At 69.8% G+C, this 12,953-nt stretch carries 9 protein-coding genes; 3 read left to right on the forward strand and 6 right to left on the reverse strand.

Annotated features, from left to right (window positions below):
• The first annotated feature begins 10 nt into the window (after nt 1-10).
• The gene (locus tag AB0N06_RS24435; protein WP_366136798.1) at nt 11-1,435 is read left to right on the forward strand and encodes a PLP-dependent aminotransferase family protein; all 1,425 of its coding nucleotides are present in this window, start codon (nt 11-13) and stop codon (nt 1,433-1,435) included.
• Nucleotides 1,436-1,447: 12 nt separating this feature from the next.
• Nucleotides 1,448-1,696 carry a hypothetical protein gene (locus tag AB0N06_RS24440; protein WP_366136799.1) on the forward strand — a complete coding sequence of 83 codons (249 nt, stop codon included), beginning with the start codon at nt 1,448-1,450 and terminating at the stop codon, nt 1,694-1,696.
• A 164-nt stretch (nt 1,697-1,860) separates the two neighbouring features.
• Here AB0N06_RS24440 and serA read toward each other — a convergent pair whose 3' ends face one another.
• From serA to AB0N06_RS24470, 6 genes are all read right to left on the reverse strand, one after another.
• Nucleotides 1,861-3,453, reverse strand: coding sequence for a phosphoglycerate dehydrogenase (serA, locus tag AB0N06_RS24445; RefSeq protein ID WP_366136800.1), 1,593 nt, complete (start codon nt 3,451-3,453; stop codon nt 1,861-1,863).
• Nucleotides 3,454-3,723: 270 nt separating this feature from the next.
• Nucleotides 3,724-4,725: a ketol-acid reductoisomerase gene (gene ilvC, locus AB0N06_RS24450; protein ID WP_358862173.1), complete on the reverse strand. Its 1,002-nt coding sequence runs from the start codon at nt 4,723-4,725 to the stop codon at nt 3,724-3,726.
• 301 nt (nt 4,726-5,026) lie between these two features.
• Nucleotides 5,027-5,554 (reverse strand): acetolactate synthase small subunit, encoded by a 528-nt coding sequence (gene ilvN, locus AB0N06_RS24455; protein WP_266981212.1) that lies wholly within the window; start codon nt 5,552-5,554, stop codon nt 5,027-5,029.
• 22 nt (nt 5,555-5,576) lie between these two features.
• Nucleotides 5,577-7,433: an acetolactate synthase large subunit gene (locus AB0N06_RS24460; protein ID WP_366136801.1), complete on the reverse strand. Its 1,857-nt coding sequence runs from the start codon at nt 7,431-7,433 to the stop codon at nt 5,577-5,579.
• Nucleotides 7,434-7,639: 206 nt separating this feature from the next.
• Nucleotides 7,640-10,477, reverse strand: a complete 2,838-nt coding sequence (locus tag AB0N06_RS24465; protein WP_366136802.1) for an EAL domain-containing protein — start codon at nt 10,475-10,477, stop codon at nt 7,640-7,642.
• Nucleotides 10,478-10,762: 285 nt separating this feature from the next.
• Nucleotides 10,763-11,713 carry a 2-hydroxyacid dehydrogenase gene (locus AB0N06_RS24470; RefSeq protein ID WP_366136803.1) on the reverse strand — a complete coding sequence of 317 codons (951 nt, stop codon included), beginning with the start codon at nt 11,711-11,713 and terminating at the stop codon, nt 10,763-10,765.
• 154 nt (nt 11,714-11,867) lie between these two features.
• On the opposite strand from AB0N06_RS24470, the gene AB0N06_RS24475 reads away from it, so the two are divergent.
• The gene (locus AB0N06_RS24475) at nt 11,868-12,824 is read left to right on the forward strand and encodes an aldo/keto reductase (RefSeq protein WP_366136817.1); all 957 of its coding nucleotides are present in this window, start codon (nt 11,868-11,870) and stop codon (nt 12,822-12,824) included.
• The last annotated feature ends 129 nt before the right edge of the window (nt 12,825-12,953 follow it).

A 12,953-nucleotide genomic window follows, 5' to 3' on the forward strand; every position in this document is an offset into this window, starting at 1 on the left:
GTGCATTTTCATGGCGCAATCATGGGTCAATTCGGCGGAACGGATCGGCAGCGACCTGCTGTTGGAGCTGACCGGTCCCGGCAGTCGCCGGACCGTTCTCATCCGCGCACTGCGGGACGCCGTACGGGAGGGCAGGCTGGCCCCGGGCACCCGGCTGCCGCCCTACCGCTCGCTCGCCGCCGACCTCGGCCTGGCCCGCAACACCGTTGCCGACGCCTATGCCGAGCTGGTCGCCGAGGGCTGGCTGACCGCCCGGCAGGGCTCCGGCACCCGGGTCGCGCACCGCGCTGCCCCGGTGGCCCCGGTCCGCGTACCGAAGAGGGCGCCGACCCGCCCGGCCCCTCCCGTGCACAACCTCCGGCAGGGCCAGCCGGACGCGGGCTCCTTCCCCCGTACGCCCTGGCTGGCCGCCTCCCGACGCGCCGTGAACGCGGCACCGAACGACGCCTTCGGGCCCGGAGATCCGCAGGGCCGGATCGAGCTGCGCCGGGCGCTGGCCGGCTATCTGGCACGCGCGCGAGGGGTGCGCTGTACGCCCGAACGGATCGTGATCTGCTCCGGCTTCGCGCACGCGCTGCGACTGCTGTTCGGCGGCGGGGTGCTGCGCGGACCGCTGGCAGTGGAGTCGTACGGGCTCGGTTTCCACCGCTCCCTGCTGGCTGCCGCCTCGGTGCGCACGGTACCGCTGGCGCTCGACGAACACGGGGCACGCACCGGCGAGTTGACCGGACTGCCGGGCGTGCGGAGTGTGCTGCTCACCCCGGCCCACCAGTTCCCGACGGGCGGTCCTCTGCACCCGCAGCGGCGCACGGCCACGGTCGACTGGGCGCGCACCCGCGGCGGGCTGGTCCTGGAGGACGACTACGACGGGGAGTTCCGCTACGACCGCGAACCGGTCGGCGCCCTCCAGGGGCTCGACCCGGAACGGGTCGTCCACCTCGGCTCCGTCAGCAAGAGCCTCTCCCCCGCGGTCCGGCTGGGCTGGATGGTGCTCCCCGAGCAGCTCGTCGACGCGGCACTGGCCGCCAAGGGCGAACGCGAGGGCTGGGCGAGCGTCCTGGACCAGCTCGCGCTCGCCGAGTTCATCGAGTCCGGCCACTACGACCGGCACATCCGCCGGATGCGGCAGCACTACCGGCGCCGCCGCGACCAGTTGGTCGCCGCACTCGCCGAACACGCCCCGCACATCACGCCCACCGGCATCGCGGCAGGCCTGCACGCCGTTCTGCGGCTGCCGCCCGGCACTGAGCGCTCCACCGTCAAGGCCGCGGCCTGGCAGGGGCTCGCTCTGGACCCGCTCGCCGACTTCCGGCATCCGGCCGCCACGATGTCCGCCGAGGACGGCCTGGTCGTGGGCTATGCGACGCCACCGGACCATGCGTACGGCGCGGCCCTGGAGGCACTGTGCCGGGCCCTTCCGCCACCTTCCGCCTGACCGGTCCCGCGCATGACCGGGCCGGGGCCGCGGGGGACGGACCCGCCGCCGCCCCTGGCGCTGGGCGTCCTGCCGACGATACGTCAGGACGAACTGGGCCATCGCGCGGGCGAGATCACCGAGCTGGACGGTGCGTACCGGGAGGCGACCGGGCGGCGCAACGACGGCGGTGGCCTGGAGGTGCTGCACGGCCGCGACACACGCTCGCACACCGCTTCCTCCAGCTTCAGCAGGGCGCCCGCACCGAGTTGCTCCGCCTGATGGAGGGCCGGGCGGTGGCGGTGTCGTCCCGGAACCCCCTCCGGCAGACAGCGCTCGGCGCCGCGGGGCGGACTCTCACGGCGCCCCACGACAGCAGCGCACCCGACATGCAGACGTCCGTTCAGGACGCCCGTATGCCGGGTGCGGCTGAGAAGGCGGCGGAATCAGTCGGTGAGGTTCACCGAACGGGCCGAGGTCGCGCCGATCTCCTCGGCGATCTCGCTGAGCACCGTCTGCGGGACGTTGTCGTCGACGGTGAGCACGACCAGCGCCTCTCCGCCCACGTCCGCGCGCGAGACCTGCATGCCCGCGATGTTCAGCCCGGCCTCGCCGAGGATCTTGCCGACCGTGCCGACGACACCGGGACGGTCCTCGTAGCTGAGGACGACCATGTGGTCGGCGAGCGCCAGGTCCACATCGTGCTCACCGATCGCGACAATCTTCTGCAGGTGCTTGGGCCCGGCCAGCGTGCCGGAGACCGCGACCTCCTCGCCGTTGGCGAGCGTGCCACGCACGGTCACCACATTGCGGTGGTCCGGCGACTCGGAGCTGGTGGTGAGGCGGACCTCGACACCGCGCTCCTGGGCGAAGAGCGGGGCGTTGACGTAGGACACGGTCTCGTCGACGACGTCCTCGAAGACACCCTTGAGCGCAGAGAGCTCGAGCACCTTCACGTCGTGCTGGGTGATCTCGCCGTACACCTCGACGTCGAGGCGGGCCGCGACCTCGCCCGCGAGCGCGGTGAAGATACGGCCGAGCTTCTCGGCGAGGGGCAGCCCGGGACGTACGTCCTCGGCGATGACGCCACCCTGGACGTTGACCGCGTCCGGCACGAGCTCACCGGCCAGCGCGAGGCGCACGGACTTGGCGACCGCGATGCCCGCCTTCTCCTGGGCCTCGTCGGTGGAGGCACCGAGGTGCGGGGTGCAGACGACCTGATCGAACTGGAACAGCGGGGAGTCCGTGCAGGGCTCCTTCGCGTACACGTCCAGACCGGCGCCGGCGACGCGGCCCTCCTTGAGGGCGGAGGCGAGCGCTTCCTCGTCGACGATGCCGCCGCGCGCGGCGTTGACGATCCGCACCGAGGGCTTCACCTTGTGCAGCGCCTCGTTGCCGATCAGGCCGAGCGTCTCGGGGGTCTTGGGCAGGTGCACGGTGATGAAGTCGGAGACTCCGAGCAGCTCGTCCAGCGTGAGGAGCTTGACGCCCATCTGCGCGGCACGGGCCGGCTGCACATAGGGGTCGTACGCGACGATCTTCATGCCGAAGGCCGACATGCGCTGCGCGACCAGGACACCGATGCGGCCGAGGCCGACGACACCGAGGGTCTTCTCGCTCAGCTCGACGCCGGTGTACTTGGAGCGCTTCCACTCGCCCTTCTTGAGGGCGGTGTTGGCCTGGGGGATGTTGCGCGCGGTGGCGACCAGCAGACCGCAGGCCAGCTCGGCGGCGGTGACGATATTCGAGGTCGGGGCGTTGACGACCATCACGCCGGCCTTGGTGGCCGCGGAGACGTCGACATTGTCCAGACCGACGCCCGCGCGGGCGACGACCTTCAGCTTCTTCGCGGCGGCGATGGCCTCGGCGTCGACCTTGGTGGCGGAACGCACCAGGATGGCGTCGACATCGGCGATCGCGGGGAGGAGCTCGGCGCGGTCCGCGCCGTTGCAGTGCCGGATGTCGAAGTCCGGGCCCAGCGCGTCAACCGTGGCAGGCGACAGCTCTTCAGCGATGAGTACGACAGGTTTCGAGCTCACGTGAGTCCTCACAGGTCCAGTGCGGACGGCCGTCCCGACGGCCGCAGGCGGTGGAGGTGCTTGCCGCGTGGAAGACGCACGACACTGTGGGCCTGACGCGTGTATGTGCAGAAGTGTAGTCATGCGTGAGGGCGCATTCTGCGCCCCGTTGGAAGGATCACCCACACGGGGCTGGACGACTTGTACACACGTACGACGCCGCTTCTTCCAGCGGTGTTGCGATGGATACGCTGCGGGGCAGGTCCGAAGACCCGCCCCGCAGCGAAGGACTTACGCGTCCTCGTCGTTGACCCAGCTCATGAGCTTGCGCAGCTCACGGCCGGTGGTCTCCAGCAGGTGGTCGCTGTCGGCCTTCTTGTACTCGTTGTACTTGGGCAGACCGTTGTGGTACTCGGCCATCCAGTTCTTGGCGAAGGTGCCGTCCTGGATCTCGGCGAGGACCTTCTTCATCTCGGCCTTGGTGGCGTCGGTGATGATCCGCGGGCCGGTGACATAGTCGCCCCACTCGGCGGTCTCCGAGATGGACCAGCGCATCTTCTCCAGGCCGCCCTCGTACATGAGGTCGACGATCAGCTTCAGCTCGTGGAGGCACTCGAAGTACGCGATCTCCGGCTGGTAGCCGGCCTCGGTGAGGGTCTCGAAACCGGCCTTGACCAGAGCGGCGGTGCCACCGCAGAGGACGGCCTGCTCACCGAACAGGTCGGTCTCGGTCTCCTCGGTGAAAGTCGTCTTGATGACGCCGGCACGGGTACCGCCGATGCCCTTCGCGTACGAGAGGGCGAGCGCCAGGCCGTTGCCCGAGGCGTCCTGCTCGACGGCCACGATGCACGGAACGCCGCGGCCCTCCTCGTACTGACGGCGGACCAGGTGGCCCGGGCCCTTCGGGGCGACCATGCAGACGTCGACGTTGGCCGGCGGCTTGATGAAGCCGAACCGGATGTTCAGACCGTGGCCGAAGAACAGCGCGTCGCCGTCCTTGAGGTTGTCCTTGATGGACTCCTCGTAGACCTGGGCCTGGATCGGGTCCGGGACGAGGATCATGATGACGTCGGCCTCGGCGGCGGCCTGAGACGGGGTCACCACGCGCAGGCCCTGCTCCTCGGCCTTGGTCTTGGACTTGGATCCCTCGTGCAGACCCACACGGACGTCGACACCCGAGTCACGCAGCGACAGCGCGTGGGCATGGCCCTGGCTGCCGTAGCCGATGACCGCGACCTTGCGGCCCTGGATGATGGACAGGTCGGCATCGTCGTCGTAGAACAGCTCGGCCACTGGGTCTTCTCCTTGGTGTGCAGGTGGTGCGTCCCACCGTACGGCGGGGTGCGTCAGAAACGTTTTCGGGTCTCGCCATGCGAGCGGCGAGGGGGTGGCGGCTAGGGCGTTTTTCGAAAGGAGCGTCGTCCGCCCGTAGGGCGGGCCAGGCGCCGCCTGGCAGACGGGACTTTCGAAACGCGCCCTAGGAGTTTGCTGAAGATCTTGCTTCGACTGCCTGACTTGCCCCGCTTCGCCAGTAAATGTTGATCGGGGCAATCTGGTGCAAGTCGGGCGCGATTCCAAGATCGTCAGCGCACTCCTAGGCCGTACGGTCGAGGGCGCGCAGGGAACGGTCGGTGATCGAGCGCGCGCCGCGCCCTATGGCGATGGTGCCGGACTGGACGAGCTCCTTGATGCCGTACTGCTCCAGCATCTTGAGCATGGCCTCCAGCTTGTCGGCGCCGCCGGTCGCCTCGATCGTGACGGCCTCCGGAGAGACGTCCACGGTCTTGGCGCGGAACAACTGAACGATCTCGACGATCTGGGAGCGGGTCTCGTTGTCGGCGCGGACCTTCACCAGGACGAGCTCGCGCTGGATCGCAGCGGAGGGCTCGAGTTCGACGATCTTCAGTACGTTGACCAGCTTGTTGAGCTGCTTGGTCACCTGCTCGAGGGGCAGGTCCTCGACATTCACGACGATGGTGATGCGGGAGATGTCGGGATGCTCGGTGGTACCGACCGCAAGTGAGTCGATATTGAAGCCGCGGCGGGAGAACAGGGCCGTGATCCGGGCGAGGACACCGGGCTTGTTCTCGACCAGGACGGAGAGCGTGTGCTTGCTGGACATGGAGTCGGTCTCTCTCTGTCTCTCAGTCGTCTTCGTTGTCGCCGAAGTCGGGGCGGACACCGCGGGCGGCCATGACCTCGTCATTGGAGGTGCCGGCGGCGACCATGGGCCAGACCATGGCGTCCTCGTGGACGATGAAGTCGATCACGACGGGGCGGTCGTTGATGGAGTTGGCCTCGGCGATGACCTTGTCCAGGTCGGCCGGGTCCTCGCAGCGGATCGCGTAGCAGCCCATGGCCTCGGACAGCTTGACGAAGTCCGGGACCCGGGTCCCCTTCGCCGGGGTGCCCTCGGTGTCGGCGCCGGAGTGCAGCACGGTGTTGGAGTACCGCTGGTTGTAGAACAGGGTCTGCCACTGGCGGACCATCCCGAGCGCGCCGTTGTTGATGATCGCGACCTTGATCGGGATGTTGTTGAGCGCGCAGGTGGTCAGTTCCTGGTTGGTCATCTGGAAGCAGCCGTCGCCGTCGATCGCCCAGACGGTACGGTCCGGCATGCCGGCCTTCGCGCCCATCGCGGCCGGGACCGCGTAGCCCATCGTTCCGGCGCCGCCGGAGTTCAGCCAGGTGGCGGGCTTCTCGAACCGGATGAAGTGCGAGGCCCACATCTGGTGCTGGCCGACGCCCGCCGCGAAGATAGTGTCCTCGGGGGCCAGCTCGCCGATGCGCTGGATGACCTGCTGCGGCGAGAGGCTGCCGTCCTCCGGCAGGTCGTAACCGACGGGGTAGGTCTCGCGCCAGCGGTTGAGGTCCTTCCACCAGGCGGAGTAGTCGCCGACGTGACCGTCGGTGTGCTCGGCCTGGACAGCCTGGACGAGGTCGGCGATGACCTCGCGGGCATCACCGACGATCGGCACGTCGGCGTCGCGGTTCTTGCCGATCTCCGCCGGGTCGATGTCGGCGTGGACGATCTTTGCGTACGGGGCGAAGCTGTCCAGCTTGCCGGTGACGCGGTCGTCGAAACGGGCTCCGAGGGCGACGATCAGGTCGGCCTTCTGCAGCGCGGTGACGGCGGTGACCGAACCGTGCATGCCCGGCATTCCCACGTGCAGCGGGTGGCTGTCGGGGAACGAACCGAGCGCCATCAGGGTGGTGGTGACGGGCGCTCCGGTGAGCTCGGCGAGCACCTTCAGTTCGGCGGTGGCGCCGGCCTTCATGACGCCGCCGCCGACGTACAGCACGGGGCGCTTGGCCTGGGTGATGAGCCGGGCGGCCTCGCGGATCTGCTTGGCGTGCGGCTTGGTGACCGGGCGGTAGCCGGGCAGGTCCTGGGTCGGCGGCCAGCTGAACGTGGTCTGTGCCTGCAGGGCGTCCTTGGCGATGTCGACGAGGACGGGGCCCGGACGGCCGGTGGAGGCGATGTGGAAGGCCTCGGCGATCGTGTGCGGGATGTCCTCGGCGCGGGTGACCAGGAAGTTGTGCTTGGTGACCGGCATCGTGATGCCGCAGATGTCGGCCTCCTGGAAGGCGTCCGTACCGATCGCCTTCGAGGCGACCTGGCCGGTGATCGCGACCAGCGGGACGGAGTCCATGTGCGCGTCGGCGATCGGGGTGACCAGGTTGGTGGCGCCGGGGCCCGAGGTGGCCATGCAGACACCGACCTTGCCGGTGGCCTGCGCGTAGCCGGTGGCGGCGTGGCCGGCACCCTGCTCGTGGCGGACCAGCACATGACGGACCCGGGTGGAGTCCATCATCGGGTCGTACGCCGGAAGGATGGCGCCGCCGGGAATGCCGAATACCGTGTCGGCCCCCACCTCCTCAAGAGACCGGATGAGGGACTGCGCACCCGTGACGTGCTCAACGGTGGCGGGGGACGATCCGCCGCTACGGGCCCGCGGCTGCGGATGGTGGGCCCCGGTGGCCTGCTCGGTCATCGGCATTCTCTTCTCGAAGCTGAGGGTTTTTGCGGGGTTTTGGGGTGTACCGGTGCAACAAAAAACCCCTCGTGCCGTGAGGCAAGCGAGGGGAGCGCGTCGGTGTGGTCTGCAGAGTGCCAACGAGGGTCTCTGCTTCAGCCGACGCGCTTTCCAAGTACGAGAATTCGGGTGCGCATGGCATTGACCCTCTCTCCGACGCGTGCGGCGTGTCAAGTTGGTGGGATGGGCGTCTCACCATGTGAGCCACTGAGGAGTGGGATCGAGCCGCCTGCCAGGACGGGCTGTGCGACCGGACCGCCGGGCACCGGGAACTCGCCGCGGGCCAGTGCGCGGCGCAGCCGGTACTCGTCCAGTGGCCCCGAGAAGGCCATTCCCTGCCCATGCGTACAGCCCATGGCGCGCAGCGCGAGGACCTGCTCCGGTACGTCGACACCATCGGCGACGGACTGCAGACCGAGATCGCAGGCAATCCTCAGCAGCCCGCTGGTGATCTTGTGCAGCCGGGCCGATTCCACGACACCCTCGACGAGACCGCGGTCCAGTTTCAGTACGTCGATGGGGAGCCGGCGCAGCGCGTTGATCGCGGCGTAACCACTGCCGAAGCCGTCGAGCGCGATCCGTACGCCGAGCCGACGCAGCGCGACGAGGCGCTGCTCGAGCTCGTCGAAGGAGACCCGGGGGTCGCTGTCGGATACCTCGATCATCAGTGCCCCTGAAGGCAGGCTGTAGCGGGTGAGGAGGGCCTCGACGGAACCGAACGGCATCGCCTTGTCCAGCAGTCTGCGGGCGGAGAGCCGGACGGCCACGGAGACGTGGTGCCCGGCCCTGGCCCGGTCCGCGGCCTGCTCGACGGCCTCCTCGAGGAGCCAGCGGCCTAGCTCGGCGGTGCGGTCGCTGTCCTCGGCAACACGGAGGAACTCGGCGGGGGTGAACAGGATTCCCTGGGCGGAGCGCCAGCGGGCCTGTGCGGCGACGGCGGCGACATTGCCGGTGGCGAGATGGATCACGGGCTGGTGGAGCAGGGCGAACTCGCCGTCCCGCAGGGCGGTGCGCAGCCGGGCCGCGAGTTCCGAGCGGCGTACCACGTCGGCCTGCATCTGCGGGGCGTACAGCTCGACGCGGTCCTTGCCGCTCGCCTTGGCCCGGTACATGGCGAGATCGGCGTTGCGCATGAGGTCGGTCGGGGTGATGGCGGGCTCGGCGAAGGCGACGCCGATGGAGGCGGCGACGCGGACGTCGCCGCCGCCGATCCGGTAGGGCTGGGACAGCGTGAGGCGCAACCGGTCGGCGATCTCGTGGACCTGGTACTCACGTGCCGACTGGTCACGGGTGCCGTCGCCGAGGATCAGCGCCGCGAACTCGTCGCCGCCGAGGCGGGCGGCGGTGTCCCCCACTCGTACGGACTCCTGGAGGCGGCGGGCGGCCTGGATGAGCAGTTCGTCGCCCGCCTGATGGCCCAGCCGGTCGTTGACCGCCTTGAAGCCGTCGAGGTCGATGAAGAGCACCGCGGTGCCCGGGTCACCGGAGCGGCGTCCACCGAGGGCCTGCCGGACCCGGTCGGTGAACAGGGCGCGGTTGGGCAGGTCGGTGAGCGGGTCGTGCTCGGCGTTGTGCTGCAACTGGGCCTGGAGCCGGACCCGTTCGGTCACGTCCCGACTGTTGAGGATCAGGCCACCCTTGTGACGGTTGACGGTGGACTCGACATTGAGCCAGTCACCGGTGCCGGACCTGAACCGGCACTCGATCCGGGTGGTGGGTTCCTCGCTGGGCGGGGCGGCCAGGAACCGCCGCACCTCGTGGACCACGCGCCCCAGGTCCTCGGGATGGATGATCGAGGCGAGCTCGGCGCCGATCAGGTCGTCGGCCTCACGCCCGTACACCCCCGAGGCGGCGGGGCTGACGTACCGGAGTATGCCGGTGGGTGCGGCGATCATGATGACATCGCTGGAGCCCTGGACCAGGGAGCGGAAGTGGTTCTCCTTCTGCGCCAGCTCCTGAGTGAGGGCGATGTTGTCGACGAGCATGATGCCCTGCCGGACGACCAGGGCGAGCACCACCGTGCACCCGGTGAACACCACGACGCGGTCCACCCTGTGGCCCTCGATGACGTTGTAGAGGATGCCGAGGGTGCAGACGGTCGCGGCGAGATACGGCGTCAGGGCGGCCAGCGAACCGCCGATCGGGCGGCTGGTGGTCCGCGCGGCGGGGCGCTGTTCGACGGCGTTGGCCGATGCCCGGTTCGCACCCCAGGGGGCATACGCGAGGAGCAGCGATCCGGCGAACCAGCCGGCGTCCAGCAACTGGCCGGAATGGTAGGTCTGACGGAGCAGCGGCGAGGTGAACAGCGCGTCCGACAGGACGGTCAGGGCGAGCGCGGCGATGGCGGTGTTCACCGCGGAGCGGTTGACGTTGGACCGCCGGAAGTGCAGGGCGAGGACCATGGAGACCAGCACGATGTCGAGCAGCGGATAGGCGAGCGAGAGCGCCACGCGGGCCACGCTCGTCCCCCCGGCGTCCGCGAGGTGCGCGGTGTGGGCGAGGGCGAGGCTCCAGGACAGGGTCAGGAGCGATCCGCCGATCAGCCAGGAGTCCAGTACGAGACAGACCCAGCCGGCCCGGGTGGCGGGGCGTTTGGCGAGGACGAGCAGTCCGACGATCGCGGGCGGGGCGAAGCAGAGGTAGAAGACGTCGGCGAGGGACGGGGTGGGCACCGGGAGCCCGAGCACGACCTCGTACCACCCCCAGACGGCGTTTCCCCCGGCAGCCATCAGCGAGGAGAGTGAGAACAGCAGCCAGGCGGGCCGGAATCGGTTCTCCGCGGCGCGCGCGTAGAGGAAACAGGAGACAGTCGCGATCAGGGCGGCACCGCTGAGGCCGAAGTCACCCATGACGAGTGCCAGTTCGGACGAGCCCCAGCCCAGCGCCGCCCCCACGGCGTAACCACCGCAGACCAGGCCGAGGAGGATCTGCGAGACCAGCCCGGAGGCCCCGCCGACGGTCGGTTGCCGGGAGAGGAGCGCCCCGAGTGCGCTTGCCGGGGCGCTCACCGGGGTGCCCCCGATGTCATCGGATGGGCGCGGGCCCGGCGGGGCGGCCGGCCCGGCGGTCGCCGTCGACCGCCCTGTCGCGTCGGATCGTTCGTCCATCGGCCATACATCGCCCGTCGCCCCCCTCGCGTTCCGCTGCCACCCCGGTGCCGCCCCTTCCACAACGCAGCCCCCCATCCGGGACGATACACCAGACCCGTCACGCAGCGACATAGCCCCTCTACTCAGCGTGACGATCTGGGGAGTTGTCGACACAGTGTGCTGCGGAACGGATCCGCAGCGTGGTCAGCCGGTGGTGAGTACGACGTTCTGCACCGGCTTCCCCGCCGCGAACCGGGTGAGCTGGTCGGCCAGCAGGCGTTTGGCACGCGGCAGGAATGCCGAGGTGCTGCCTCCCACATGTGGCGTGATCAGGACGTTCGGAGCGTGCCAGAGGGGATGGCCGGCGGGCAGCGGTTCGGGGTCGGTGACATCGAGGGCGGCGCGCAGTCGGCCGGACTCGAGTGCGGACAGCAGGGCCTTGGTGTCCACGACGCCGCCGCGCGCGACGTTCACGAGCAGCGCGCCGTCCGCCATCGCGGCCAGGAAGTCGGCGCCCACCAGCCCTTGTGTGGAGGCGTTCAGCGGAGTGGACAGGACGACGATGTCGGCCTCGGGCAGCAGTGCGGGCAGGTCGGCGAGCGCGTGTACGGGGCCGCGCGCAGTGGTCCGTGCGGAGCGCGCGACGCGCGCCACCCGCGCACACTCGAAGGGCACGAGCCGGTCCTCGATCGCGGCGCCGATCGATCCGTACCCCACGATCAGTACGGACTTGTCCGCGAGCGCCGGGTAGAAACCGGAACGCCACTCCTCCTTGTCCTGTCCGTGGACGAATCCGGGGAAGCCGCGCAGCGAAGCGAGTATCAGGGCGAGGGTGAGCTCCGCCGTCGAGGCCTCGTGGACGCCCTTGGCGTTGCACAGCCGCACCCCGGTGGGCAACTGACCGAGCCCCGGCTGGACATGATCGATGCCCGCGGACAGCGTCTGCACGACCTGCACGGCCGCCATCCCGGCGAGCGGGCGGACCGCGATCTCCATGCCCTTCATGTAGGGAACAACGTAGAAGGCACAGTCCGCGGGATCGGCGGGGAAGTCCTGCGCACCGTCCCAGAACCGGTAGTTGAGCCCCTTGGGGAGCCCTTCTATCTCGTCGGCCGGAATCGGCAGCCATACGTCGGGAGTCTTCGTAGAAGTCATGGTCAGGAGGCTATGCGAAGGCCGGCGGGCGGCAGAGGTTACTTTTGGGTGCGGTGCGGTCCCCTGACGGCGGGGCCGAGTGCCTCGCCGGGCGGGGTACCAAGGAGGGTTCGGGGAGTTGGAGCGCAGGAGTCTCGGGGCGGCGGCGCTCGGCGTGGGTGCGGTCGGACTCGGCTGCATGCCTATGAGCTGGGCGTACACCGCGTCGCAGCAGCGTGGTGACCGTGCGTTGCGAGCGGTGCACGCGGCGCTCGACGCGGGTACCGACCTGCTCGACACGGCCGACATGTACGGCCCCTTCACCAATGAGCTTCTGATCGGCAGGGCGTTGAAGGGGCGCCGGGACGAGGCTTTCGTCTCCACCAAGTGCGGGCTGCTGGTGGGCGATCAGCACATCGTTGCCAATGGCCGTCCCGGCTATGTGCGCCGGGCCTGTGACGCGTCGCTGCGCCGGTTGCAGACCGATGTGATCGATCTGTACCACCTGCACCGGGCCGACCCCGAGGTGCCGGTGGAGGAGACCTGGGGGGCGATGGCGGAGCTGGTCACCGCGGGGAAGGTGCGGGCGCTCGGGCTGAGTGCGGTCGGGGCACGGGCCTCGCGCCGGCCGGGGGCGCGGATGCATGACGGAACGATCCGGCAGCTGGAGCGGGTGCAGCAGGTCTTTCCGGTGAGCGCGGTCCAGGCGGAACTCTCGGTGTGGTCGCCGGAGGCGCTGGACGCGCTGCTGCCGTGGTGCGAGGCGCGGGGGGTGGGTCTGCTGGCTGCGATGCCGCTGGGGAACGGCTATCTGACGGGCACGCTGACGCCGGGCCAGGGCTTCGAGCCTGACGATCTTCGGGCCAGGCATCCGCGGTTCACCGCCGAGATGATGGCGGCGAACCAGCCGCTGGTGGTGGGACTGCGCCGGATCGCCGAGCGGCACGGGGCGACTCCGGCCCAGGTGGCGCTGGCCTGGGTGCTGCGGCAGGGCCCGCATGTGGTGCCGGTGCCGGGCACGAAGCGGGAGCAGTGGGCGGTGGAGAACGCGGCGGCGGCCGGGCTGGCGCTGACAGCGCAGGATCTGGCCGAGATCGCGCGGTTGCCGCGGGCACGGAGGTCGTGGGACTGAGAGCGGGGGTGCGCGGGTCCTGCACCTGCCGAGAAAGTTCGTGGGCTTGCGGAACCCGGGGCCGGGCTGCGGTGTAGGAACAGTAGTCAGGCAGCCGTCGAAGGGACCGGTGCTGTGCGCATTGCTGTA

Source organism: Streptomyces sp. NPDC051020 (assembly GCF_040683105.1).
GTDB lineage: Bacteria > Actinomycetota > Actinomycetes > Streptomycetales > Streptomycetaceae > Streptomyces.

Coding starts and splice junctions, on each gene's coding strand:
- AB0N06_RS24435 (WP_366136798.1), top strand. CDS start 11: ATGGCGCAATCATGGGTCAATTCGGCGGAACGGATCGGCAGCGACCTG.
- AB0N06_RS24440 (WP_366136799.1), top strand. CDS start 1,448: ATGACCGGGCCGGGGCCGCGGGGGACGGACCCGCCGCCGCCCCTGGCG.
- ilvN (WP_266981212.1), bottom strand. CDS start 5,554: ATGTCCAGCAAGCACACGCTCTCCGTCCTGGTCGAGAACAAGCCCGGT.
- AB0N06_RS24460 (WP_366136801.1), bottom strand. CDS start 7,433: ATGCCGATGACCGAGCAGGCCACCGGGGCCCACCATCCGCAGCCGCGG.
- AB0N06_RS24470 (WP_366136803.1), bottom strand. CDS start 11,713: ATGACTTCTACGAAGACTCCCGACGTATGGCTGCCGATTCCGGCCGAC.